This is a genomic window from Collinsella aerofaciens (assembly GCF_015670795.1).
Lineage (GTDB): Bacteria > Actinomycetota > Coriobacteriia > Coriobacteriales > Coriobacteriaceae > Collinsella > Collinsella aerofaciens_Q.
In genome coordinates this window covers 26,459-49,058 of record NZ_JADPCJ010000018.1, presented here as the reverse complement: position 1 = coordinate 49,058, position 22,600 = coordinate 26,459, and the positions used below count along the sequence as shown (strand labels likewise).

The 22,600-nt window shown below is 60.9% G+C and carries 28 protein-coding genes and 1 pseudogene; 1 reads left to right on the top strand and 28 read right to left on the bottom strand.

Features of this window, described 5'->3' with window-relative positions; all coding sequences use genetic code 11:
• Nucleotides 1–156 precede the first annotated feature (156 nt).
• The 27 genes and pseudogenes from I4W09_RS06800 to I4W09_RS06670 all read right to left on the bottom strand — a co-directional run bounded on the left by I4W09_RS06800 (nt 157) and on the right by I4W09_RS06670 (nt 21,205).
• On the bottom strand, nt 157–903 hold the full coding sequence (locus tag I4W09_RS06800; RefSeq protein ID WP_196033076.1) for a DeoR/GlpR family DNA-binding transcription regulator: 747 nt from the start codon (nt 901–903) through the stop codon (nt 157–159).
• A gap of 3 nt (nt 904–906) precedes the next feature.
• Nucleotides 907–1,986, bottom strand: a complete 1,080-nt coding sequence (locus tag I4W09_RS06795) for a Gfo/Idh/MocA family protein (RefSeq protein WP_196033072.1) — start codon at nt 1,984–1,986, stop codon at nt 907–909.
• A 570-nt stretch (nt 1,987–2,556) separates the two neighbouring features.
• A complete protein-coding gene (gene rplX, locus I4W09_RS06790; RefSeq protein WP_006235043.1) occupies nt 2,557–2,862 on the bottom strand; it encodes a 50S ribosomal protein L24 in 306 nt (101 codons plus the stop codon).
• Nucleotides 2,863–2,875: 13 nt separating this feature from the next.
• On the bottom strand, nt 2,876–3,244 hold the full coding sequence (gene rplN / locus I4W09_RS06785; protein WP_006235041.1) for a 50S ribosomal protein L14: 369 nt from the start codon (nt 3,242–3,244) through the stop codon (nt 2,876–2,878).
• Between the two features lie 118 nt (nt 3,245–3,362).
• Entirely contained in the window at nt 3,363–3,623 is a 261-nt protein-coding gene (gene rpsQ, locus I4W09_RS06780; protein ID WP_006235040.1) for a 30S ribosomal protein S17, read from the bottom strand.
• A 16-nt stretch (nt 3,624–3,639) separates the two neighbouring features.
• A complete protein-coding gene (gene rpmC, locus I4W09_RS06775; RefSeq protein WP_006235039.1) occupies nt 3,640–3,855 on the bottom strand; it encodes a 50S ribosomal protein L29 in 216 nt (71 codons plus the stop codon).
• An 86-nt stretch (nt 3,856–3,941) separates the two neighbouring features.
• Nucleotides 3,942–4,358 (bottom strand): annotated as a pseudogene (gene rplP / locus I4W09_RS06770) (50S ribosomal protein L16); the annotation flags it as partial.
• Entirely contained in the window at nt 4,358–5,068 is a 711-nt protein-coding gene (gene rpsC / locus I4W09_RS06765) for a 30S ribosomal protein S3 (RefSeq protein WP_006235037.1), read from the bottom strand. The gene rpsC and the pseudogene rplP, both read right to left, overlap by 1 nt.
• A gap of 6 nt (nt 5,069–5,074) precedes the next feature.
• A complete protein-coding gene (gene rplV, locus I4W09_RS06760) occupies nt 5,075–5,446 on the bottom strand; it encodes a 50S ribosomal protein L22 (protein ID WP_006235036.1) in 372 nt (123 codons plus the stop codon).
• Between the two features lie 14 nt (nt 5,447–5,460).
• A complete protein-coding gene (gene rpsS, locus I4W09_RS06755; RefSeq protein WP_006235035.1) occupies nt 5,461–5,721 on the bottom strand; it encodes a 30S ribosomal protein S19 in 261 nt (86 codons plus the stop codon).
• A 32-nt stretch (nt 5,722–5,753) separates the two neighbouring features.
• Nucleotides 5,754–6,584 carry a 50S ribosomal protein L2 gene (rplB, locus tag I4W09_RS06750; protein ID WP_022094198.1) on the bottom strand — a complete coding sequence of 277 codons (831 nt, stop codon included), beginning with the start codon at nt 6,582–6,584 and terminating at the stop codon, nt 5,754–5,756.
• A 179-nt stretch (nt 6,585–6,763) separates the two neighbouring features.
• On the bottom strand, nt 6,764–7,051 hold the full coding sequence (rplW, locus tag I4W09_RS06745; RefSeq protein WP_196033069.1) for a 50S ribosomal protein L23: 288 nt from the start codon (nt 7,049–7,051) through the stop codon (nt 6,764–6,766).
• A complete protein-coding gene (rplD, locus tag I4W09_RS06740; protein WP_006235032.1) occupies nt 7,052–7,678 on the bottom strand; it encodes a 50S ribosomal protein L4 in 627 nt (208 codons plus the stop codon). It lies immediately after the preceding gene.
• 46 nt (nt 7,679–7,724) lie between these two features.
• Nucleotides 7,725–8,345, bottom strand: a complete 621-nt coding sequence (gene rplC, locus I4W09_RS06735; RefSeq protein ID WP_035137484.1) for a 50S ribosomal protein L3 — start codon at nt 8,343–8,345, stop codon at nt 7,725–7,727.
• 459 nt (nt 8,346–8,804) lie between these two features.
• Nucleotides 8,805–9,431, bottom strand: coding sequence for a histidine phosphatase family protein (locus I4W09_RS06730; RefSeq protein ID WP_117745824.1), 627 nt, complete (start codon nt 9,429–9,431; stop codon nt 8,805–8,807).
• Between the two features lie 39 nt (nt 9,432–9,470).
• Complete coding sequence (locus tag I4W09_RS06725; RefSeq protein ID WP_148331879.1) at nt 9,471–10,625, bottom strand: cation diffusion facilitator family transporter; 1,155 nt, start codon at nt 10,623–10,625, stop codon at nt 9,471–9,473.
• Between the two features lie 151 nt (nt 10,626–10,776).
• Nucleotides 10,777–11,991 carry a PTS sugar transporter subunit IIC gene (locus tag I4W09_RS06720; protein WP_148331880.1) on the bottom strand — a complete coding sequence of 405 codons (1,215 nt, stop codon included), beginning with the start codon at nt 11,989–11,991 and terminating at the stop codon, nt 10,777–10,779.
• Between the two features lie 40 nt (nt 11,992–12,031).
• On the bottom strand, nt 12,032–13,756 hold the full coding sequence (gene accD / locus I4W09_RS06715) for an acetyl-CoA carboxylase, carboxyltransferase subunit beta (protein WP_196033066.1): 1,725 nt from the start codon (nt 13,754–13,756) through the stop codon (nt 12,032–12,034).
• Nucleotides 13,743–15,086, bottom strand: coding sequence for an acetyl-CoA carboxylase biotin carboxylase subunit (locus I4W09_RS06710; RefSeq protein WP_196033063.1), 1,344 nt, complete (start codon nt 15,084–15,086; stop codon nt 13,743–13,745). Before I4W09_RS06710 ends, accD begins: the two co-directional genes overlap by 14 nt.
• 10 nt (nt 15,087–15,096) lie before the next feature.
• Nucleotides 15,097–15,519: a 3-hydroxyacyl-ACP dehydratase FabZ gene (fabZ, locus tag I4W09_RS06705; RefSeq protein ID WP_099432064.1), complete on the bottom strand. Its 423-nt coding sequence runs from the start codon at nt 15,517–15,519 to the stop codon at nt 15,097–15,099.
• Nucleotides 15,520–15,528: 9 nt separating this feature from the next.
• Nucleotides 15,529–16,002, bottom strand: coding sequence for an acetyl-CoA carboxylase biotin carboxyl carrier protein (gene accB, locus I4W09_RS06700; protein ID WP_022094191.1), 474 nt, complete (start codon nt 16,000–16,002; stop codon nt 15,529–15,531).
• A gap of 3 nt (nt 16,003–16,005) precedes the next feature.
• A complete protein-coding gene (gene fabF / locus I4W09_RS06695) occupies nt 16,006–17,253 on the bottom strand; it encodes a beta-ketoacyl-ACP synthase II (protein ID WP_196033060.1) in 1,248 nt (415 codons plus the stop codon).
• Between the two features lie 39 nt (nt 17,254–17,292).
• A complete protein-coding gene (gene fabG / locus I4W09_RS06690) occupies nt 17,293–18,066 on the bottom strand; it encodes a 3-oxoacyl-[acyl-carrier-protein] reductase (protein ID WP_196033057.1) in 774 nt (257 codons plus the stop codon).
• 30 nt (nt 18,067–18,096) lie between these two features.
• Nucleotides 18,097–19,023: an ACP S-malonyltransferase gene (locus I4W09_RS06685; protein WP_117769357.1), complete on the bottom strand. Its 927-nt coding sequence runs from the start codon at nt 19,021–19,023 to the stop codon at nt 18,097–18,099.
• Nucleotides 19,011–19,955 (bottom strand): enoyl-[acyl-carrier-protein] reductase FabK, encoded by a 945-nt coding sequence (gene fabK, locus I4W09_RS06680; RefSeq protein WP_117769355.1) that lies wholly within the window; start codon nt 19,953–19,955, stop codon nt 19,011–19,013. Before fabK ends, I4W09_RS06685 begins: the two co-directional genes overlap by 13 nt.
• 2 nt (nt 19,956–19,957) lie before the next feature.
• Entirely contained in the window at nt 19,958–20,194 is a 237-nt protein-coding gene (locus I4W09_RS06675; protein ID WP_006235019.1) for an acyl carrier protein, read from the bottom strand.
• 51 nt (nt 20,195–20,245) lie between these two features.
• Nucleotides 20,246–21,205 carry a 3-oxoacyl-ACP synthase III family protein gene (locus tag I4W09_RS06670; protein WP_117769353.1) on the bottom strand — a complete coding sequence of 320 codons (960 nt, stop codon included), beginning with the start codon at nt 21,203–21,205 and terminating at the stop codon, nt 20,246–20,248.
• A 176-nt stretch (nt 21,206–21,381) separates the two neighbouring features.
• Between I4W09_RS06670 and I4W09_RS06665 the strand changes: the two genes are divergently transcribed.
• Nucleotides 21,382–22,158, top strand: coding sequence for a biotin--[acetyl-CoA-carboxylase] ligase (locus tag I4W09_RS06665; protein WP_117769351.1), 777 nt, complete (start codon nt 21,382–21,384; stop codon nt 22,156–22,158).
• 115 nt (nt 22,159–22,273) lie between these two features.
• Here I4W09_RS06665 and rpsJ read toward each other — a convergent pair whose 3' ends face one another.
• Nucleotides 22,274–22,582 carry a 30S ribosomal protein S10 gene (rpsJ, locus tag I4W09_RS06660; protein ID WP_022094184.1) on the bottom strand — a complete coding sequence of 103 codons (309 nt, stop codon included), beginning with the start codon at nt 22,580–22,582 and terminating at the stop codon, nt 22,274–22,276.
• Nucleotides 22,583–22,600 lie beyond the last annotated feature (18 nt).

The following is a 22,600-nucleotide window of genomic DNA, read 5'->3' as shown; positions in this document are numbered from 1 at the left end:
CGTATCGCTTTCTTCTTTGGGTCATCTTGAACACCTTTCGCTCTTAACTAGGTGTCCAATTCATCATACCCACTCCAAACCTCCCATTTCCCGATGTCCAAGAAATGGGAGGCAGTTCACAGGCACCTTCGTGGTGGTTTTGGCCTTGTCTCGCTGTTAGACAGTGATGACGTTGTCCATTGCCCGGTACTTGGCGGGGACCTCGCCCGCAGTGATAATCGTTGCGTCGCGGAAGTCCGCGAACTTGACGGGCGCCACCATGCCGAATTTGCTGGCGTCTGAGATTACGAAGCGTTTGGCGGTATGGCGCATCGAGATACGCTTGACTTGCGCTTCCTCGATATCCGGTGTGGTGAGACCTTGCTCGGCGGCGATGCCATTGGAACCCCAAAAGCCGCAGTTGAAGTTATAGCGGTCCAGGGTTGCCAAGGCGTCGGGACCGACGAGCGCCTCGGTCTCGGGCTTGAGCTCGCCGCCTAGCACCACGGTGCGCATACCACGCAGGGCGAGATGCTGAGCATGGAGCACGGAATCGGTCACATAGGTGACACCCTCAAGGCGCGGAAGATGCTCGATGAGCTTGAGGGTCGTGGAGCCCGAATCGATATACACAAAGCTATCGGGCTCCACCAGAGCCGCGGCACGGGCGCAGATGCGCTCCTTGTCATCGTTATGGAGATCACTGCGCTCGCTGATCGTCAGGTCGCGCGTCACGTGCGCGCGTTCCAGACTCGTCGCGCCTCCGTGCACCTTGGCGATACGGTGTGCGCGGTCGAGCGTCTGCAGGTCACGGCGAATGGTGGACGGCGTCACGCCCAGGGCTTCGGCAAGCTCCGGCACGGTAACCGAGCCGGCCTGCTGCACCATCGACACAATCGCGTTGAGCCTATCTTCCGCAAGCATCGCTTACTCCTCCTCGGGGTACACGACTCCCCAGTCGGCGCGGAGCTTGGTCATCAGCTCCATAACATCAGAAGCATAGCCCAGAAGCTCGCGCTTGGAGTCGTCGCCGGCAACGGCCTTCTCCAGGTCGGCCATCTCGTAGCACAGGGCATAAGCCTCGGTGCCCGCGGCGACCTCCTCGCGATGACCGTCCGCGGTCCACACGATCGTCGCGTGATCGGCGCGTGGATACTCGTTGACCTCGACATAGCAATTGTCAAAGCTGATGACCGAGCGCTTGGGCTGCTTGGAGTGGAGCGTAAGGCTCACGACGCCCAGCTGCTGCTCGGCATTTCGGCAGACGATGCCACCCGCGACGTCAACGCCAGTCTCGCAGGTGTTGCCCAGCGAAACGACCTCAGCGGGCTGGCTTGCCATAAAGAGGCGCATGACGGACAAGGCATAGACGCCAATATCGAGCATGGCACCGCCAGCAAGGTTGCGATTGTAAAAGCGGTTGGTCAGGTCGCCGTACTCCTTGTAGCTGCCAAAGTTGAGCTGGGCGAGGTTCATGCGTCCAAAGTCGCCGGCATCCATGCGGCGGCGCAGCTCCTGATACAAGGGCATGTGGAGCACCGTGGTGGCATCCATAAGGACCACGTTGTGCTCGTCGGCGATGGCACGGGCCTCGTCGAGCTCGGCAGAGTTGAGGGTAATGGCCTTCTCGCAGAGTACGTGCTTACCAGCTGCCAGAGCGGCACGCAGATAGGTGATATGCGTGTTGTGCGGCGTGGTGATATAGACGGCGTCGATATCCGGATCGGCATAGAGGTCCTCAACCGTTTCATAGACCTTCTCGATGCCATACTGCTCAGCAAAAGCCTGGGCCTTGAACAGCGTGCGGTTGGCGACGCCCGCAAGCTTGCGGCCGGCCAGCGCGAGGGACTGGGCCATTTGGTTGGCAATAACGCCGCAACCGATCACAGCCCAGCGAAGCTCGGGAGCCGTAAAAATGTCGTCGGGGAACGGCCGATCCTGGACCGAGGCAAACGCCGCCTTAGCGGCTGCTTCGGCGTCGAGCGGAGCCTGTTTGGAATCTGCCATGAGTGCCTCCTGAGTCATCGGAAGTCCTTCATTTCTAACAGCCCTATATTCGCACAATTGCGCGCGTATCTGCTCGTGTTTGCGTGTTTATTTGCTTATCGGTCATTATTTAGCCATAGTTGGCAGATGTTTGCGCGGTTATGCGCATTATCGCGCAAGGCTATGCGCGTAAATGCGCATGCGACGATCCTTATGAAACATAAAAGGGCGGAACACCATAGCCATAAAAGACAGAGTAGGCTGTATTACTCCACCCCTCTGGGGGGGCGCAGCCATCAAAGGACTGTTCCAAACTGCCGGCAGATAGGGACTTCCCTAACTGCCGGCACATAGGGAACGTCCCCAGCTACCGGCGTTTCAACGGCACTCATTTAAGCCTGTCCCCAATGAATGCCAAGCGACGACCACTCATTTAAGTCTGTCCCCAATGAGTATGTCCCCAATGACTGCCAATCATCGGCCACTCATTTATGTCTGTCCCCAATGAGCCCCCAATGAGTAGGGATAGAAAAAGGCCCGGGTGCCGTGGGGCATCCGGGCCTTTGCTGGCAACTTGTTGTTGCGGGCAGCTTAGAACTTGTGGCCGCACTTCTTGCAGACGCGCAGCTTGTTCTTGCCGTCCTTCTCGTGACCGACGCGGGTAACCTTACCGCACTCGGGGCAAACGAGATTGACGTTGGAGGCGTCGATGGGAGCCTCCTGCGAAACGATGCCGCCCTGCTGGTTGGCAGCGTTGGGCTTGACGGCCTTCTTGACGACCGAAACGCCCTCGACAACGACCTTGTTCTCGGCGGGGAGAGCACGCAGGACAACGCCCTGCTTGCCGCGATCCTTACCAGAGAGAACCTGGACCTTATCGCCCTTCTTGATATACATATATCTCCCCTAACTACAGGGTCTCGGGAGCGAGCGAGACGATCTTCATGTACTTCTTGTCACGAAGCTCGCGAGCGACAGGCCCGAAGATACGGGTGCCGACGGGCGAACCATCGTTGTTGATGACAACGCAGGCGTTCTCATCAAAGCGAATGTAGGAGCCATCCTTGCGGCGGATCTCCTTAACGGTGCGAACGACGACGCAACGGACAACGTCCTTCTTCTTGACGTTGGCGCCAGGGGTAGCCTCCTGGACAGCACCGATGAACACATCGCCGATGCCTGCATAACGACGCTTGGAACCGCCAAGCACCTTGATGCAGCGAATCTTGCGAGCGCCGGAGTTGTCGGCGACGTTCAGCATGGTTTGCATCTGAATCATGGTAGATGTTCCTCCGAACTAAGAACCGAAGAGAGGTGCGCAGCCTTTATACGGCCCGTGGTATGCAAGCCAGGCATACGCACATCTTCGGAAACGTACAAGTCGTAAGAGCGACTGCTTATTTAGCGCGCTCGACGACCTCGATGAGGCGCCAACGCTTCATCTTGGACATAGGACGGGTCTCCATAACGCGGACGGTATCGCCCACGCCAGCCGTGCACTCCTCGTCGTGAGCGTGCAGCTTCTTGGAGCTGGTCATCATCTTGCCGTACTTGGGGTGACGCTTGCGCTCGGTGATGGTGACAACAATGGTCTTGGCACCGGAGACGGAGGTAACGACACCCGTACGGACCTTACGCGAGTTACGCGAATCAGTCATGTTCTCTCCTTAGGTCCTACTCGGCGACAGCGGACTTCTCCGCTGCGATCTCGCGGGCGCGCTGCTCCGTGAGGACGCGAGCGATGTCCTTCTTCACGGTGTTGACGCGAGCGGTGTTGTCCAGCTGGCTGGTGGCCATCTGGAAACGAAGGTTAAAGAGCTCGGCGCGCATTTCCTTCAGCTTCTCAACGAGCTGAGCGTCCGAGAGCTCACGAATCTCTGCGGGCTTCATTAGTTCTCCTCCTTGGCGGCGGCGGCGTCCTCAGCAGCCCACTTGGCCTCGAGAGCGGCCTCCTCAGCCATCTCCTTCTCGATGCGCTGCTCAGCGTTCTTGGCAGCAACAATCTTGGTCTTGATGGGAAGCTTGTGCTGTGCAAGACGCAGAGCCTCGCGAGCGACCTCCTCGGGCACGCCCTTGACCTCGAACATGATGCGGCCGGGCTTGACGACGGCCACCCACTCCTCGGGGTTACCCTTACCAGAACCCATGCGAGTCTCGGCAGGCTTCTTGGTGATGGGCTTATCGGGGAAGATCGTGATGTAGACACGACCGCCACGCTTCATGTAGCGGGTCATGGCAATACGAGCGGCCTCGATCTGACGGTTGGTGATCCAATGGGCCTCGAGAGCCTGGATACCAAACTCGCCGAAATGCAGCTCGGTATTACCCTTGGCCTGGCCCTTCATGGAGCCACGCTGCACCTTGCGGTGAAGAATACGCTTAGGGGCAAGCACTACTGACCCCTCCTCTCGGAGTTACGACGACGAGGACGGGAAGAGCCCTCGAGTGCAGGGTTGGGAACAGGCTGGCCCGGGAGCTTCTCGCCCAGGTAGATCCAGACCTTCACGCCGCAAGCGCCCATGGTGGTGCTGGCGACAGCCGTGCCGTAGTCGATCTTGGCACGGAGGGTGTGCAGAGGCACGCGACCCTCACGGTACCACTCACGACGGCCCATCTCGGCACCGCCGAGACGACCGGAGCACTGGATACGGATGCCCTTAGCGCCGGCCTTGCGGGCGGACTGGACAGCCTTGCGCATGGCGCGACGGAAGGCAACGCGGCCCTCGAGCTGCTCGGCGATAGACTGAGCAACGAGGTTGGCGTCGAGCTCGGGGCGCTTGATCTCGACAACGTCGACGGAGAGCTGGCCCTTGGAGACGCCAGCAACCTTCTCGAGCTCGGTGCGGAGGGTATCGATCTCGGCACCCTTCTTACCGATGACAACGCCAGGGCGAGCGGTGAGGATGATGACCTTCACCTTGTCGCCAGCGCGCTCGATCTCGACGCGGGAGACAGCTGCGCGGGAAAGACGCTTCTCGAGGTACTTGCGGATCTCGAGATCGTTACCGAGGGTCTTAGCGTAATCCTTCTCTGCGAACCAGCGGGAGCGCCAGTTCTCGGTGATGCCAAGACGGAAGCCGGTGGGGTAGACTTTCTGACCCATACAGCTTTACGCCTCCTTTCGAGGAGCAACGACGACGGTGATGTGGGAAGTACGCTTCAGAATGCGAGAAGCGGAACCCTTGGCGCGGGGACGGATGCGCTTAAGCGTCGGACCCTCGTCAACATAGGCAGCGGCGACAACCAGGTTGTCGGCACGCAGACCGTTGTTGTTCTCGGCGTTCGCAACGGCGGAACGGAGAACCTTCTCGACATCCACGGCGACGGCGCGGTCGCAGAAGTGGAGGATGTCGAAGGCCTGAGCGACAGGCTTGCGGCGGATCAGATCGACCACCAGGCGGGCCTTGCTGGGGGAAACACGCACGTACTTAGCGACGGCGCGAACCTCGGTGGCCTCAGTTTCAATAGACTTAGTTGCCATTTACGGTTAACCCCCTATTTGGCCTTGTGGCCACGGAACGTACGAGTCGGCGCGAACTCGCCGAGCTTGTGACCAACCATGGACTCGGTAACATACACGGGCACATGCTTGCGGCCGTCGTGGACGGCGATGGTGTGACCAACCATCTCGGGGAAGATGGTGGACGCGCGGGACCAGGTCTTCACGACGTCCTTCTTGCCAGCCTCGTTCATCGCGGTGATACGCGAGAGAAGGCGAGTCTCCACGAACGGGCCCTTTTTGAGACTTCTGCTCATAAGTGCTTTCTCCTAAAACTCGGTATCCGAAATTACTTCTTACGGCGACGAATGATGTGCTGGTTCGAGACCTTCTTCTTCTTGCGCGTACGAAGGCCCTTCGTCGGCTTACCCCAGGGGGTAACGGAGGGACGACCAGAGGTGTGGTTCTTGCCCTCGCCACCGCCGTGCGGGTGGTCGACAGGGTTCATGACGGTACCGCGGACGGTCGGGCGCACGTTCATGTGACGCTTACGGCCGGCCTTGCCGATGACGATGTTGGAGTGATCGGCGTTGCCGACCTCACCGACGGTGGCGCGGCAGGTAACGAGGATGCGGCGCATCTCGGAGGAAGGCATACGGACGATGGCGTACTTGCCCTCCTTACCCATCAGCTGGCAGGAGTTACCGGCGGAACGGGCGATAGCAGCGCCCTTGCCCGGCTGGAACTCGACGGCGTGGATGAGCGTACCGACGGGGATGTCGGCGAGGGGCAGAGCGTTGCCCGGCTTGATGTCGGCGTCAGAACCGGACATGATGGTCTGACCGACCTCGAGGCCCTTGGGGGCCAGGATGTAGCGCTTCTCACCGTCAGCGTAGTGCAGCAGAGCGATGCGAGCGGAACGGTTTGGATCGTACTCGATCGTGGCGACCTTGGCGGGCACGCCGTCCTTGTTGCGCTTGAAGTCGATCACGCGGTAACGACGCTTCACGCCGCCGCCCTGGTGGCGGGTGGTGATGCGGCCGTTGTTGTTACGACCGGCCTTCTTGGGCAGGGGCTCGAGAAGAGACTTCTCGGGCTTGGTGCAGGTGATCTCGGAGAAGTCGGAGATCGTCTGCCAACGCCTACCAGCGGAGGTCGGCTTAAGGTGCTTTACAGCCATTACAATCCCTTTCAATAGGAATCCGTTAGCCATCGCAGACAGGGATTCGAGGTTCTGCCTCGGGTGCGATGACACCGGACGTATACACGGTTCCGGGCGTGTCCATTTTATACGCCCAAAACCTTGAGCTCTCGCCTCCCCTTTTTGGGAGGCATGAGCTCACTCAACAGCAGCGAGTCTTAGGCCTGGTTGCCAAAGACCTCGATGGTGTCGCCCTCGGCCAGCGTGACGATGGCCTTCTTCCAAGAACGGGTCTTGCCGGCGACATAGCGCACGCGCTTGGTCTTGGGCTTGACCGTCAGGGTGTTCACGCGAACGACCTTGACGCCGAAGATCTCCTCGACAGCGTCCTTGATCTGATACTTGTTAGCATCCTTGGCGACCTCGAACGTGTACTTGTTCAGCTCCATGCCGGCGAAGGAACGCTCGGACACGATCGGACGGATGATGATCTCGTGGGCGGTCATTTATGCAAGCACCTCCCCGAAGTGAGCGGCGATGTCGGCGGGCATCAGCACGGCGTTGTTGTTGACGAGATCGTAGGTGTTGGCCTCGTCAGCGGTGATGATGAACGTCTTGGGAATGTTGCGGAACGACAGGTAGGCGTTGACGTCCTCATCGCGAACGATGATGGTCAGACGCTTGCCCTCAAGGCCGAGAGCCTTGAGCATGGCGACGGCAGCCTTGGTGGAAGGCTTCTCGAAGCCGTAGTCGTCGACGAGCACGAGCTCGCCATCGGCCAGCTTGGCGGACAGCGCGGAGCGCATAGCCAGCTTGACCTCCTTGTTGTTCATACGCTTAGCGTAGGAACGGGGCTTGGGGGCGAAGACAACGCCACCGTGACGCCACTGGGCAGCACGGATGGAACCCTGGCGGGCACGGCCGGTGCCCTTCTGACGCCAAGGCTTCTTGCCGCCACCGGAAACCTCAGAGCGGCCCTTAGCGGACTGGGTGCCCTGACGCCAAGAGGCCATCTGGCACTTGACGATGTGGTGCATAACGTGGATGTTCGGCTCGATGCCGTACACCTCAGCGGCGAGCTCGGCCTCGGCGACCTTCTTGCCCTCGCTGTTCTTTACTTCAAACTTTGCCATTTAAGTGTTCTCCTTGGTATGACGCTGGGCTAAATGGGCTGGGCCCTTAGGCCATACGGATGGCGACGAGACCATTCTTGGCACCCGGGACAGCGCCCTTGACCAAGATGAGGTTCTGCTCGGCATCGATGCGGACAACGGAAAGGTTCTTGACGGTAACGCGCTCGTTACCCATGTGACCGGCCATCTTGACGCCCTTGAGGACGCGCGCAGGATAGGCGCACTGACCGATAGAACCGGGGTGACGCTGGAAGTGAGAACCATGCGTCATAGGACCGCGGCGCTGACCCCAGCGCTTGATGCGACCCTGGAAGCCCTTACCCTTGGAGGTACCGATGACGTCGACCTTCTCGACATCAGCGAAATCAGCGACGGTGACGACCTCGCCGACCTTGTGCTCCTCGCCGTTCTCGACGCGGACCTCACGAAGGAAGCGGACAGGCTCGACGCCAGCCTTGGCGAAGTGACCAGCCATGGGCTTGTTCACGTTCTTGGCCTTGATGTCGCCGAAACCGATCTGGACGGCGTCATAGCCGTCGGTTGCCTGAGTTTTAACCTGCGAGACAGCGCAGGGGCCAGCCTGGATGACCGTGACGGGAACGACGTTGTCGTCCTCGTCCCAAACCTGGGTCATGCCAATCTTGCGGCCGAGAATCATGCTGATCAAGATATGATCCCAACTCTCGCGTGGTCTTGGGACAATGCGTACACCACCGAGCGTACGCCCCTAGAGGACCACTACTTACACGACGTGCTCCCCAGCCTTGTATTTCGCCCGGACTACCTGACAACCCTATTAAGCAGGCATTTTGTCCAGCCAGAATACTCCCCTGGTTACACACAGCTGTTTAGTATACACGGCTGCGGGCGTATCCATCGAGATTCATATTTCACTCACATTGTTTACGCAGGTAAAGTGCGTGGCACGTTCCCAGTGTGCGGCGGAGGGGGCGGGCCTGAGACATATTAAGGTTGCTGCTCTACAGTCCTGCTCACGACGGAGAGCACATTAAGTGCTCTCCTGTTCGTGCGGAACTCGCGACAACCTTAATATGTCTCAGGCCCGCCCCCTCCGCCGCACACTGGGAACGCCACGTTGATGTCTGCTAAACCTTGCTCGCTCAGGCTAATGACTTTGTTGGGGGTCCACTATTTGCTGGAGGGTGAACTTGCATTGGGACGGTTCGCCTTCTGCTTGTGGCTTTGCCTCATCGAAATCGAAGATCATGATGGCGCAGTTGGGGAGTTTTGTTGGGAGCTCGAAGCCCTCTGGGGCTGCGGCCTTGATAAATTGGCGGCTGGCGCTGCCGTGGCTTACTGCTAGAAGGGTTTCGATGCCCTCGGAGCCCATGATATTGGTAAGCGCATCCACCATACGTTCTTGCAGCGCCTGGCTTCCTTCTCCTCCGAAGGGGACCAGGTCCTCGCCCGGATCCCAGACGTCGGTGGGCAGCGCGCCGTGCGGGCCTTCTTCGAAGGAGCCGTAGCAGCGCTCGATAATGCCTTCGCAGGGCTCGGCTGCTGCGTCCGGGCCGAGGAGCTCGCATGCGACGAGACTTGCCGTGTCCATGGCTCGGCCTAAGGGTGATGAGACCACTTTGTCGGGGACGACGCCGTGGGCTTTGAGCCATGCGGCTGCCATCCCGGCTTGCTGACGGCCTAAGTCGGTGAGCGGTGAATCGCAGCGGCCCTGGACCAGCTTTTTGACGTTGAACTCCGTCTGACCGTGGCGGAGTAGATACAGCTTCTTCATGCTCTCCCCTTCTGCATAACCTGCTTTGCCGGCATAGCCTTACTCGTGGGTATGCCCTACGTAGTCTTCGTCGATCGTAATCTTGGCAATCGACTTGGGATATTCCGATTCGACCCGTTGTGTCAGCGCGTGCTTTACGTCTTCGGCACTCATCTGCAGATCCGAGGGACGCACGCAGTCAAAGATCACGTTGGTGTGCGTAGGACCCGGCACGCAGCGCAGGTCATGAATCGAGAGGCGGCTATCGATCTCCTGGGCCATGGCGTGAATGCGCAAGCGCATGCTCGCCAGCTTGGGGTCATCGGTCACGATGGGATCGTAGTGAAGCGTAACGATCATGCCGTCTTCGTCCCTAAACGACTGCTCGATGTTATCGAGCGTGTCGTGACTTTCCAACGGGCTGTCCTCGGCCGCCATCTCGGCATGCGCACTTGCAAACTTCCTGCCCGGGCCGTAGTCGTGAACCATCAAATCGTGAACGCCCAAAACGCCGGGATAGCTCATGATCTTGTCTCGAATGTGCTTGACCAGCTTAGGATCGGGCGACTGGCCCAAAAGCGGGCTCACCGTATCCTGGATGAGCTCAAAACCGCTCCAGCCAATATAGGCGCCAACGGCAAGGCCGACCCATGCGTCAAGATTGATGTGCGTCACCTGCGAAACAATTGCGCACGCCAACACGGCGCCTGTGGCAAGGACATCGTTCTTGGAATCCTGCGCGGTCGCATGCAGCGTCTCGGACTCAATGCGATCGCCGAGCTTTTGGTTGAGGGCCGCCATCCACAGCTTTACAACCATCGAAAGTGCCAGGACCGCCACCAGGGCAAGCGAGAACTCGACAGGCTCCGGGTTGACAATACGCTCCACCGAGGACTTCACCAGTTCGATGCCAATAAGCAGCACGAGCGCCGCCACGACCAAACCCGAGAGATACTCGTAGCGACCGTGGCCGTAAGGATGCTCGGGGTCGGCCGGCTTGCTCGCCAGCTTAAAGCCCAGCACGCTCACGATATTCGAGCTTGCATCGGACAGGTTGTTCATGGCATCCGCCACAATCGAAACCGATCCCGACAGCACGCCAATTACGCCCTTCGCAGCGCATAGTGCCACATTGGCGAGAATACACACCACGCCCGTCAACGTGCCCACGCGCGCACGGTCGCCCTGCGCACGCTTAACAATCCACTCGACCATCTACATCCGCCCCCACGGTACTACCTATATATCTATTGCTCAAACGGATTGTAGTGTAGCCACTTTGTCCCCCAGATACAAAAAAGGCCGCAACCCACACGGGCCACGGCCTTGGAATATGGCAAAGGAATCGTCCTTGTGTCGCACAGGTTTACGCGCTTACTTCGGCCACGCTCTTCGAGGTTTCGGGTGAATCGGCTCCGTCCCCCGTCGTCTGTCCCTTCGCCGGCACCACGCCAAAGCAGTAGCTCAGCGCCGCAGACACCGCAAATGCCACACCGCCGGCAGCGCAGCACCACAGCAGGTTCGAGATGCCGCCCGTGGCAAAGCCAATGACCATAAGGACATTCGTCATGCCGATGGTATAGGCCGTAACGTGGCCCACGGCCGCAACAAGGCCTCCGACGGCGCCGCCAATGGCCATGCACGTCAGGCACCTGCCATATTTAAAGCCGCAACCGTACAGCGCCGGCTCGCTTACGCCGCCAAGAACACCCGAGATTGAATAGCCCAGCATGAGCGCCTTCTCGTCCTTATCCGCAACGCGGAGCGACGCGCCAAAGGGCATGCCCCAAACGGCGAACGTTGCCATCGTCGCGGCGATCAGGATGCACGAATCCGTTCCCACACTCATAAACTGCGCATAGGCGAGCGATAGGACAACGTTGCTGACGCCGGCGATCTTTAGGAACTCCCAGCCCGCAGCAAGCCCCATGAGCGTGAGCAGCGACACGATGCCACCGGAATTGCCAAGCATAAACATAAGCTGGCCCAACAGCATGCCCAGATAGCTGCCCGCCGGCGCCGTAATACACAGCGAAACCGGAACCATGACAAGCATGGTCGCAAACGGAACGAACGAAAACGCCACGGCCTTAGGGATAACGCGCTTAAAGAAACACTCCACTCGCCATAGCACGGGCACCGAGATGAGAACCGGAATAACAGTCGTCGTGTAATCGTTGACCGGCGCAGGAAGCAGACCATACACGGAAGTCATCGATGCCCCCGTCGTCGATGCGGCATCGACAAGCTTGAGTAAATCGGGTGCAATCAATACGCCGCCCAGCATCATGCCCAGCTGCTCCGAGCAACCGAGCTGGCGGGCGGCCGCCCAACCAAGATAAATGGGCAAAAAGTAGTAGCCGGCGTTATAGAGCCAACTGTAGAACAGGCGATAGATATCGGAATCGGCAGACCACAGGCCCAGCATGCCTTCGCCCATAATGACAGCGACGGTGCGGAACAACGCCGCGCAGACAATAAACGGCAGCGCCGACATCATGCTTTTGGACAGATAGTCCACCACGGCCATGGCGTTTGATGAAACCGACGTTGTAAACGAGGTGTTAGAAACTTGTAGCATGGAATGCCTTTCCCAATATGACATGCGGGCTGTCCCTTTGTCACATCGTGCGGTACTGACCGATTGCGCGGTACTTTTCGTAGCGGAGGTTTGTGAGGGTCGCGTCGTCGAGCTGCCCAAGCGCATCGAAGGCATCAAATGCCGAGGACATGACGGCACCGGCGATCTCCTCATGCGACAGGCCTTTATCGTCAACAATGCCGTCGATGATGCCGAGCGCCAGCAGATCGGGGGCCGTGAGCTTAAGCGCCTCGGCGGCCTCATTCGCGCGCTCGGTATCCTTCCACAGGATCGACGCACAGGCCTCGGGGCTCACGACCGAATAGGCCGAGCTCGAGAGCATCAGGATGCGGTCGGCCACGGACAGCGCCAGCGCGCCACCAGAGCCGCCCTCGCCTGTCACCACCGAGACAATCGGCGTCTTAAGGCCGCTCATCTCCATGAGGTTCTGGGCAATCGCCTCACCCTGGCCGCGTTCCTCGGCACCGATGCCGCAAAACGCGCCCGAAGTATCGACCAGGCACAGAACCGGTCGACCAAACTTTTCGGCCTGGCGCATCAGGCGACGCGCTTTGCGGTAGCCCTCGGGATGTGCCATACCAAAGTTGCGACGCATGCGCTCTTTGGTCGTGGTGCCGCGCTCGATGGCGATGACCGTTACGGGGCGTCCGTCTTTCCAGCCAATGCCAGCCACCACAGCAGCGTCGTCGCCAAAGTAGCGGTCGCCGTGCAGCTCCACAAATCCATCCAGGCCCAGCGAGATCATCTCGCCCGCCGTGGCGCGATCTGCCGAGCGGGTCTGCTTGACAATCTCGAGCGCGGTTTTTGGTGCGGCCGAGCGCTTGAACAAGTATCCCAGCTTTTTGCCGCGGCGACCCGTATGCACGATCTCATGCGGTGCCCCCAGGCCGGGCGCGTGCCCTTCGTGCAGCGCCAGCAGCTCGCCTACCGTGAGCGCAATCTCGCCACGCGGAACAACGGCATCGCAAAAGCCGTGCTCCAGCAAAAACTCGGAGCGCTGGAATCCCTTGGGCAGGCGCTTGTGCATGTTCTGCTCGATCACGCGCGGGCCGGCAAATGCCGTCAGGGCATCGGGCTCGGCCAGGATAATGTCGCCCTCCATGGCAAAGCTCGCGGTTACGCCTCCGGTCGTGGGGTCGGTGAGCACCGTGATATACAGGCCGCCCGCCTCGCTGTGGCGCCTAACCGCCGCAGAAATCTTGGCCATCTGCATAAGCGAGGTCACGCCCTCCTGCATGCGCGCACCGCCCGAAACGGTAAAGCCGACAACCGGCAATCCCAGCTCGGTCGCACGCTCAAATGTGCGACAGATCTTCTCGCCCACCACGGAGCCCATCGAGCCCATCATAAAGTTGGCGTCCATAAAGAAGAGCGCGGTATCGCAACCGCAGATTTTGCCCCTGCCGCACACAACGGCATCGCGCTCGCCCGAACGCTCGCTCACGCTCTTGAGCTTGTCGGCATAGCCGGGAAACGAGAGGAAGTCCTCCGACGCCAGATTGGCATCCCATTCCTCAAACGTGTCCTCGTCGACCGTCATGCGCATGCGCGCGCGACCGCTCACGCGAAAGTGTTTGCCGCAACGAGGGCAGACCTCGAGGTTGTTGTGTAGGCGTGCCTCATCGATCACGCGGCGGCACTCCGGGCACTTGATAAACACGTGGCGCGCGGGAAACTCGGCGCACGACTCGGTCATCGGTCCCTCGAGGACGTTGACCGTCTTCGCTTTTCTATTCATCAGCATAGAGATGCCCCATCAGATCGGTGTGATACATGCCCGACAAGAACTCGTCGTTTGCCAGCACGTCGAGCTGAAGCTCGCTGTTTTCGCTCACGCCCTCAATCACGAGCTCGCCCAGGGCCGAGCGCATCTTGCGAATGGCGCCGTCACGCGTGGGCGCACACACGATGAGCTTGCCAAGCATGGAGTCGTAGTACGGCGGAACGTTCGCACCGGTAAACATGGCGGAATCCCAGCGCACGCGCGGACCACCCGGCACACGCAACGCGGTGACCGTTCCGCATGACGGCAGAAAGTCCGGCGTTTCGGCATTGATGCGGCACTCCATGGCGTGGTTGCGGACCGGCATATCCTCCTGCTCAAAGGGCAGAGGCTGGCCGGCTGCCACGCGCAGCTGCCACTTGACCAAGTCGGTATCGGTCACAAACTCCGTAACCGGATGCTCCACCTGCAAGCGCGTGTTCATTTCCATAAAGTAGAAATTGCCGTCGTCCGAATACAGGAACTCGATGGTACCGGCTCCTTCGTAGCCGACGGCACGAGCCAGGTCACGCGCTGCCTTGTGCATGCGAGCACGAATGTCGTCGTGTCCGTCGAGGCACGGCGCGGGGCTCTCCTCGATCAGCTTTTGGTTGCGACGCTGCACCGAGCACTCGCGCTCGCCAAGCGAAAACACATGGCCCTGCTTATCGGCCATAATCTGAACCTCAACGTGGTGCGCCGGCGCGACGAACTTCTCCATGTAGCACTCGCCGTCGCCAAAAACGGCCTCGCCCTCGGCACACGCTTCGATGAACGCCTTTGCCGCATCTTCCACGCGCTCGACCTTGCGAATGCCGCGACCGCCACCACCGGCACGCGCCTTAATAAGCACGGGGCAGCCAATGCGCTCGGCCTCGGCCGTTGCCTCCTCGGGGCTTTTGAGCAAATCGCAGCCCGGAACGATGGGCACGCCCGCCGCGGCAGCCGTTCGACGTGCGGCGTCCTTGTCGCCCATGCTGTCGATTACCTCGGCCGAAGGACCGACAAACGCCAGGCCATACTTGTCGCAGTCGCGTACAAAGCTCGCCTTCTCGGAAAAGAAGCCGTACCCAGGATGGATCGCCTTTGCGCCCGACTTTACGGCACAGGTGAGCACGGCATCGTCGTTGAGGTAGCTCTCGGCAAGACGCGGGCCGCCGATGCAATACGCCTCGTCGGCAAGCTGCACGTGCAGCGCGTCCGCATCGGCCGTGGAGTAGACGGCGACGGTCTTGATGCCCATATCGCGGCACGCGCGGATAACACGGACCGCGACCTCGCCGCGGTTGGCGATGAGCACTTTGTCGAACATGAAGCCTTCCTTAACTTTCGTGCATGAGTGCAAAAGACATATCGGCGCGGCAGCAAACCTCACCGTTGACGCTCGCAGTACCCGTCGCAAAGCGGAACGGCCCGCGCGCACGCGTGATGGAGCACACCAGATCAACCGTGTCGCCCGGGCGCACCGGACGCTTAAAGCGCACCTTGTCCAGACTGGTGTAGAACGGCGTCGCGCCGCGCGCCTCCTCATCGCCCATCAGCAGCACGCAGCAGTTCTGGGCGAGCATCTCGCACTGAATCACGCCGGGGACAACCGGGTTTCCCGGAAAATGCCCCTGTAAAAAGTACTCGTCGCCCGTAATCGTTATCTTGCCGTGGGCCTCGTCGCCCACCAGCTCGGCTTCGTCGAGCAAAAGCATCGGCTCACGATGCGGTAACAGCTTCTTGAGCTCTTCTTTGTTCATGGATATCACCTATCCGATCCTCATGAGGCAGCTGCCAAACTCCACGAGGTCGCCGTCGGCCACGCAGATCTCGAGCACCTCGCCGTCTGCCTCGGCCGTCACCTCGTTGAGAACCTTCATGGCCTCGATGATGCAGAGGGTCTCGCCGGCCTTGACCTTGGAGCCCACGTGCACAAACGGTTCGTCGCCCGGCGCCGGGGCAGCATAGAAAACGCCGACCATGGGAGCGGTCACCTCGGTGCCCTTGGGCTCCGGTGCGGCGGCAGGTGTCTGCGCGGCGGGCTCCGGTGCGGCAGGCGCGACTGTGGGAGCTGCAACTGGAGCGGCCATAGCGCTCGGCATGGGCATGGGCACGGCAACCGGCTGTGCGGCGCTCGCGCGCTCGAGTTCGACCGCGGTGCCATCGGGCTCCTCAACGCGCACGCGCGTGAGGCCGCGGTCCTCCATAACATCGGCTATCTCGGCAAGTCTTTTGGAATCCATGCTCTAGCTCCTCGTATATCTACGCAGCGCGATGGCGGCGTTGTGTCCGCCAAAGCCCAGGTTGGTCGAAAGCGCCCAGGTAAGGTCGGCGCGAACCGCGCGATTGGGCGTGTAGTCAAGATCGCAGGCGGGATCGGGCGTGTGGTAGTTAATGGTCGGCGGCACCACGCCCTGCTCGAGCGCCATGGCGCAGGCCATGACCTCGATGGCGCCCGTGGCACCGATCATGTGACCGGTCATCGACTTAGTCGACGAGACGTGCGCGGCGCGCGCCGCGTCCTCGCCGAGCGCACGCTTAATGCCCGCCGTCTCGGACGAATCGTTGAGCTTGGTAGATGTGCCGTGGGCATTGATGTAGAGACCCTCGGAAGGCTTGACGTCGCCCTCGGTCACCGCCAGCGATATCGCGCGGGCAATGCCGGCAGCCTCGGGATCAGGGCTCGTAATGTGATAGGCATCATCGGTGTTGCCGTAGCCCACGACCTCGGCATAAATGTGCGCACCGCGCGCCTGCGCATGTTCCATGCTCTCGAGCACGAGCACGCAGGCGCCCTCGCCCATCACAAAGCCGTCGCGGTCTGCATCGAACGGACGGCAGGCCGTCGCGGGATCGGGGTTGGTGGTCAATGCGCGGCAGGACGTAAAGCCCGCAACGGCATCGGGGATAATGGCCGCCTCGGCGCCGCCCGCGAGGATCGCGTCGGCATAGCCGTGCTTGATGGCGCGGAACGCCTCGCCCACCGCATGGGCCGAGGTTGCGCACGCGGTCACCACGGGCAGGGTCGGGCCCTTTGCCTTGTGGCGGATTGCGATATTGCCTGATGCCATGTTGGGGATCATCATCGCGATCATATAGGGCGATGCGCGGCGGGGCCCACGTTCGGCAATCGTATGGACGTTGTCGACGAGCGTCGTCATACCGCCCACGCCCGAGCCCACGTAGACGCCCAGGCGCTTGCGATCGATGGCGCCTTCGACATCAAAGCCCGCATCGTGCATGGCTTCGTCCGAAGCCGCCATCGCAAACTGAACGCAGGGGTCGAGATGCTTGGCGTCACGCTTGCCAAAGTACTCGTTGCCGTCAAAGCCCTTGACCTCGGCTGCCACCTTGACGGCAAATGCATCGGTATCGAAGTGCGTGATCGGGCCGATGCCGCACGTGCCGGCGCACATGGCCGCCCAGGTGGCAAGCGCGGTGTTGCCGAGCGGCGACACGGCACCGATACCGGTGATTGCAACTCTCTGTTCCATCATGGTCTCCTCATCCAAGCCGTTCTTCGGCCCTGGTTTCTACATCGCCATTCCGCCGTCGACGCGTACGACTTCGCCCGTAATGTAGGCAGCCGCGTCGCTCGCCAAAAAGCGCACCACGCCGGCCACTTCCTCGGGACGCGCCATGCGCCTCAGGGGAATCTGCTCCTCGGTTGCCGCACGAACCTTTTCCGAAAGCTTTGCCGTCATATCTGTCTCGACAAACCCAGGGGCGACCGCGTTCACTCGTACGCCGCGGGGCGCAAGCTCGCGCGCCACCGCCTTGGTCAAGCCGATCACGCCCGCCTTGGAGGCAGCGTAGTTGGCTTGCCCGGCATTGCCCATCAGGCCCACAACCGAGCTCATGTTGACGACGCAGCCGCCGCGCTGGCGCATAAAGGTCTTGGTGAGCGTGCGCGTCATGTTGAATGTTCCCTTGAGATTGACGTCGAGCACGCGGTCGAAGGCGTCATCGCCCATGCGCATGAGCAGGCCATCGCGGGTGATGCCAGCGTTGTTGACGAGCGCCCAAATGGAGCCAAAGTCGTTGAGGACCGCTTCCACGCACGCGTTGACGGCAGCGGGATCGGCCACGTCGCATTGATATGCGCGAGCTGTGGCACCAGCGGCCTCGCAGGCTTCGCACGTCTCGCGCGCCGCATCGACGCTGCCGGCATAGACGACGGCGATATCGTAGCCATCCTCCGCCAGACCGATAGCGCAGGCGCGGCCGATACCCCGCGAGCCGCCCGTGACCAGTGCCACGCGACGTAAGTCGTTGCGCTCGAGCGTGCCGTTGTTCAAATTGCCCATGTCATTCCTTTCGGGTTACAGCCCTGTGGACTATGCGAGCTCGTCGGCAATAGCTGCGACCTGCTCGGCTGTTTCGCACGAATACACGCAAACGTCGCTCAGCGTACGCTTGACCAGGCCGGACAGCGTTTTGCCAGGGCCAACCTCAATAAACGTGTCGATGCCCTGATCCTGCAGAGTATGCAGCGTGTCGACCCAGCGCACGGCATGACTCACCTGGTTGGCCAAGACATCCGATGCCGCTCGCGGATCCGCCGGATAGGGCGCCGCCGTCATGTTTGCCATGACCGGAATCAGCAGCGGAGACGGCGCGTGGCCGGCTTGGATATACGTCGCCAGCCCCTCAGTCGCCTCGGTCATATAGGGACTATGGAATGCACCCGACACCGCGACTTTCATAGCGCGGCCGCCAGCCCCTTTTACTAGGACGTCGAGCTCCTGCAGCGCCTCGGGCGCTCCGGCAACAACCGTCTGCTGCGGGCTGTTGTAGTTGACCGGCCAGCAGTCCTCGCCGGCCTGTTTTGCCAGGTTCTCGACTTGCTCCGCATCGAGCTTGATGACGGCGCGCATACCGCCCGGATGGCGCTCGGCAGCCGCGGCCATCAGCGCCGCGCGCTCGCACACGAGCTCAAAGCCCGCTCGCGTATCGAATGCCCCCGCAAAGGTGAGCGCGGCGACCTCGCCCAGCGAGAATCCCGCACAGGCGGCAGGCACCACGCCGCGCTCACGCAGAGCGGTAGCCGCTGCCAGGTCGTGAACGAACACGCACGGCTGCGTGTTCTCGGTCTGCGAGAGCTCCTCCTTGGAGGCGCTCCGGCACTGCTCGCTGGTCCCCGGGCGCACCTCGTCGACAATGGCGAACACCTCGGCGGCCGCCGGCGATGCCTCGATCAGGTCGACGCCCATCGCGGGGTGTTGGGCACCCTGGCCAGCAAACAGAAACGCTACGCTACCCATGCGGACGCACCCTTCAGGACGCGCTCGGCGCCATCGATCAGGTCGTCAACGATTTCACGTGCGCTCTGGCGCTCGTTGACCATGCCGGCAATCTGTCCACACAAAAACGAACCCTCTTCGTAATTGCCGTCCTTGGCGGCCTTGCGAAGGGCGCCCGTGCCCATGGCCCCGAGTTCCTCGACACTTACGCCCGCCGCCTCGCTCTTGGCGTAGGCGTTGGTAAAGGGGCTCTTGAGTGCACGCACCGGGTGTCCCGTCGAGCGGCCGGTCGCACGCGTCGAGGTGTCGTTGGCCTTCAAGACCATCTCCTTGTACTGCTCCGATACGGTGCACTCGTCTGCGATCAGAAAGCGCGTACCCACCTGCACGCCGGCGGCGCCCAGCATAAAGGCGGCCGCCACGCCGCGGCCGTCGGCAATACCGCCAGCGGCCACAACGGGAATGTCGACCGCATCGACGACCTGCGGCACCAGTGCCATCGTCGAGGTCTCGCCAATATGGCCGCCCGATTCGGTACCCTCGGCAACAACCGCCGTGGCTCCACGACGTGCCACGAGGCGCGCCAGCGCCACCGAGGCAACGACCGGGACGACCTTGATGCCCGCCTCGTTCCACGCCTTCATGTACTTGGCGGGATTGCCGGCGCCCGTCACGACGACCGGCACTCGCTCGTCAATCACGACCTGCGCGACCTCGTCGGCAAACGGGCTCATGAGCATGACGTTGACGCCAAAGGGCTTATCCGTCTTGGCGCGCAGCTCATGAATCTGGTCGCGAAGCCAGTTGGCGTCGGCGTTCATGGCCGCGATGATGCCTAAGCCACCCGCCTCGGACACTGCGGACGCCAGCGAGGCATCGGCAATCCAGGCCATACCGCCCTGGAACACGGGCTTTTCGATGCCGAGCAGATCGCAGAGAGGAGTCTTGAGCATCTCTACTTCTCCAATGCCGCCTCGACCGTATCGGCGAACTCGCCGACCGTCTTGGGGTTCTCCTCGGTATCGAGCTGGATGCCAAACTCGTCCTCGACGGCGACGAGGATCTCGACGGTGCCCAGGCTGTCGAGACCAATCTCCTCGAGCGTGGACTCGGGCTTCATCTCGACATCGTCAAGACCGGCGGTCTCGCGGATAACGTCGCAAACGCGCTCGAAGGTCTTCTGATCTGCCATGGTAGTTCTCCTTTGGTTGTGCCCTAGGGCGTTTTTATTTCCTATGTGCGACTACTTCCAACGAAGCAGATAGCCACCTATATCCAGACCGGCGCCAAATCCAACCAAGGCGATGGTGTCGCCTGTGTGAAGTGCACCGGCGTTTGCCAGCCGGTCGAGGGCAAGCGGAATGCATGCGCTCGAAATGTTGCCGATCTCGCGCAGCGTTCGAACCACGCGCTCGTCTGGCACGCCGAGGCGCTTGACCGCCTGACTCAGGATTCGTTCGTTAGCCTGATGGAATACAAAATGGTCGATGTCTTCGACCGAAATGCCCGCATCGCCCGCAAGCTTATGGACCGTGTCGCAGATGGCGTTGACGCCGAACTTGAACACGCGGCGGCCATTCATGGACAGCACGCTCTCGCTATCTGCAGAGGCCTTAAACGGCGAGGTGCCGACCAGACCGGGTACGCGCAACGTCTCGACGTCGGGCGCCGTCGAAAGCTCAACGGCAAGGGGGTTGTCTCCCCCAGCTCCAATCACTGCGGCGCCTGCCCCATCGCCAAAGAGCACGCAGGTGGCGCGGTCGGTCCAGTCGAGCGTGCGCGTCATCTGCTCGGCAGCAACGACAAGCACGCGCTCGGCACGGCCGCGGGCGATATAGCCCTCGGCGACATCGAGCGCAAACACGAAGCCGGCACAAGCCGCCGAGACATCGAAGGCAGGGCACGTCGCGCCCAGACGCTCGGCTACGGCACACGCCTCGGCGGGAACAAGGTGGTCACCCGTTGTCGTCGAGCAGACGATTAGATCCAGCTGGCTCGCGTCGATTCCGGACACCTGGAGTGCCCGCTCGCTCGCCGCTACGGCAAGGTCGTCGAGTGACTCGGTGGTGCAGACGTGGCGGCTCTTGATACCGGTGCGGGTAAAAATCCACTCATCCGAGGTATCGAGGAACTCAGATAGCTCGTCATTGGAAACACTGCGCTCAGGAAGCGCCGAGCCTGTTCCAAGAATCGTGAAACCCATCACTAACCTCCTTTGAGTTGTTGACGTGTTTACATCGACCAAGAGAGGATAGCGCATTTTAGTCGTTGTTGACGTGTTAACATTAAATTGTCCAAATGCGACAAAGGCTTCACATTGTGTCTATCTCTCGACACCATTGCGCGATTGCCTTATTAACTTAGGAGGTAGCAGCTGTTATGGATTCTCGTTTAACGATAGTCGACGTAACCGGATCGACCAACGATGACCTGCTCGAAGCAGGAAAACAGGGAGAGCCGCACGGCACGGGACTTGCCGCCCGGACTCAGACGGCAGGACGCGGCCGGCGCGGCCACAAGTGGGATTCAACCGCCGGCAACCTATTGCTTTCGATTGTCCTGCGTCCATGCGTTAATCCTGCAAAGTACTCTGGTCTTGCCGCCATCAGCGGCTTAGCGGTGCTCGAGGCGCTCGAAAAGCAGGGTCTTGCAAACGAGATTGGCCTCAAATGGCCCAACGACCTGGTCGCGCGAGGACGCAAGCTCGGCGGCATTCTGGTCGAGGCCGCACGCGATAACGAAGGCAAACCTTTCGCCGTCTGCGGCATTGGCGTCAACGTAAACTACACGCCCCAAGAGGTGCCCGATGGCGGCCTGGCGGCAATTGGCCTCTCGGATCTCAACGAGAACGTTCCCGCCGTCGACATGCTCCTCGATGAGGTCTATCACGCAGTTATAGACGCTGTAGATGCCTGGGCAGAGCGCCTCACCGCCAAGGAAGAAGACGCCGGTCCGCTCGCGCCCGTCCACGATGAATATATCGCTCACCTCAATTGGATCGGGGAGCACGTTATCGCCCGCTCCCCCGCTGGGGACGAGCTGGCGCGTGGCATCTTTCAAACGGTCGATGGCTTTGGTCGCGCGTGCATCGAAACGGAAGACGGCTTTCGATCCTTCCATTTTGAGGAGGCATCGCTGCGTCCCTTGAGCGAATAGGGCGCCGCAACCACCTACTCGGCAGCATTACCCCACAGTCCAAACCATCATTCAAAACAAAAGGGCCCCGCTGCCGTAGCGGCAGCGGGGCCCTTTGAGCTATGAGCGATATCGCTTAGAGCTTGATGTCGATGTCGACGCCAGCGGGGAGGTCGAGACGCATGAGCGAATCAACGGTGCCCGAGGTGGGGTCGAGGATGTCGATGAGGCGCTTGTGGGTGCGCATCTCGAACTGCTCACGGGAGTCCTTGTTCACGTGCGGCGAGCGGATAACCGTGTACAGGTTGCGCTCGGTGGGCAGGGGGACAGGACCGGAAACGCGAGCGCCGGTCTTCTGAGCGGTCTCGACGATGAGCTTCGCGGACTGATCGACGACCTCGTGATCATAGCCCTTGAGGCGAATGCGGATCTTCTGGGTAGCCAACTTAAACCTCCAAAGAGT

Coding starts and splice junctions, on each gene's coding strand:
- I4W09_RS06800 (WP_196033076.1), bottom strand. CDS start 903: ATGCTTGCGGAAGATAGGCTCAACGCGATTGTGTCGATGGTGCAGCAG.
- I4W09_RS06795 (WP_196033072.1), bottom strand. CDS start 1,986: ATGGCAGATTCCAAACAGGCTCCGCTCGACGCCGAAGCAGCCGCTAAG.
- rplX (WP_006235043.1), bottom strand. CDS start 2,862: ATGTATATCAAGAAGGGCGATAAGGTCCAGGTTCTCTCTGGTAAGGAT.
- rplN (WP_006235041.1), bottom strand. CDS start 3,244: ATGATTCAGATGCAAACCATGCTGAACGTCGCCGACAACTCCGGCGCT.
- rpsQ (WP_006235040.1), bottom strand. CDS start 3,623: ATGACTGATTCGCGTAACTCGCGTAAGGTCCGTACGGGTGTCGTTACC.
- rpmC (WP_006235039.1), bottom strand. CDS start 3,855: ATGAAGCCCGCAGAGATTCGTGAGCTCTCGGACGCTCAGCTCGTTGAG.
- rpsC (WP_006235037.1), bottom strand. CDS start 5,068: ATGGGTCAGAAAGTCTACCCCACCGGCTTCCGTCTTGGCATCACCGAG.
- rplV (WP_006235036.1), bottom strand. CDS start 5,446: ATGGCAACTAAGTCTATTGAAACTGAGGCCACCGAGGTTCGCGCCGTC.
- rpsS (WP_006235035.1), bottom strand. CDS start 5,721: ATGAGCAGAAGTCTCAAAAAGGGCCCGTTCGTGGAGACTCGCCTTCTC.
- rplB (WP_022094198.1), bottom strand. CDS start 6,584: ATGGCTGTAAAGCACCTTAAGCCGACCTCCGCTGGTAGGCGTTGGCAG.
- rplW (WP_196033069.1), bottom strand. CDS start 7,051: ATGACCGCCCACGAGATCATCATCCGTCCGATCGTGTCCGAGCGTTCC.
- rplD (WP_006235032.1), bottom strand. CDS start 7,678: ATGGCAAAGTTTGAAGTAAAGAACAGCGAGGGCAAGAAGGTCGCCGAG.
- I4W09_RS06730 (WP_117745824.1), bottom strand. CDS start 9,431: ATGAAGAAGCTGTATCTACTCCGCCACGGTCAGACGGAGTTCAACGTC.
- I4W09_RS06725 (WP_148331879.1), bottom strand. CDS start 10,625: ATGGTCGAGTGGATTGTTAAGCGTGCGCAGGGCGACCGTGCGCGCGTG.
- I4W09_RS06720 (WP_148331880.1), bottom strand. CDS start 11,991: ATGCTACAAGTTTCTAACACCTCGTTTACAACGTCGGTTTCATCAAAC.
- accD (WP_196033066.1), bottom strand. CDS start 13,756: ATGCTGATGAATAGAAAAGCGAAGACGGTCAACGTCCTCGAGGGACCG.
- I4W09_RS06710 (WP_196033063.1), bottom strand. CDS start 15,086: ATGTTCGACAAAGTGCTCATCGCCAACCGCGGCGAGGTCGCGGTCCGT.
- fabZ (WP_099432064.1), bottom strand. CDS start 15,519: ATGAACAAAGAAGAGCTCAAGAAGCTGTTACCGCATCGTGAGCCGATG.
- accB (WP_022094191.1), bottom strand. CDS start 16,002: ATGGATTCCAAAAGACTTGCCGAGATAGCCGATGTTATGGAGGACCGC.
- fabF (WP_196033060.1), bottom strand. CDS start 17,253: ATGGAACAGAGAGTTGCAATCACCGGTATCGGTGCCGTGTCGCCGCTC.
- fabG (WP_196033057.1), bottom strand. CDS start 18,066: ATGGGCAATTTGAACAACGGCACGCTCGAGCGCAACGACTTACGTCGC.
- I4W09_RS06685 (WP_117769357.1), bottom strand. CDS start 19,023: ATGGGTAGCGTAGCGTTTCTGTTTGCTGGCCAGGGTGCCCAACACCCC.
- fabK (WP_117769355.1), bottom strand. CDS start 19,955: ATGCTCAAGACTCCTCTCTGCGATCTGCTCGGCATCGAAAAGCCCGTG.
- I4W09_RS06675 (WP_006235019.1), bottom strand. CDS start 20,194: ATGGCAGATCAGAAGACCTTCGAGCGCGTTTGCGACGTTATCCGCGAG.
- I4W09_RS06670 (WP_117769353.1), bottom strand. CDS start 21,205: ATGGGTTTCACGATTCTTGGAACAGGCTCGGCGCTTCCTGAGCGCAGT.
- I4W09_RS06665 (WP_117769351.1), top strand. CDS start 21,382: ATGGATTCTCGTTTAACGATAGTCGACGTAACCGGATCGACCAACGAT.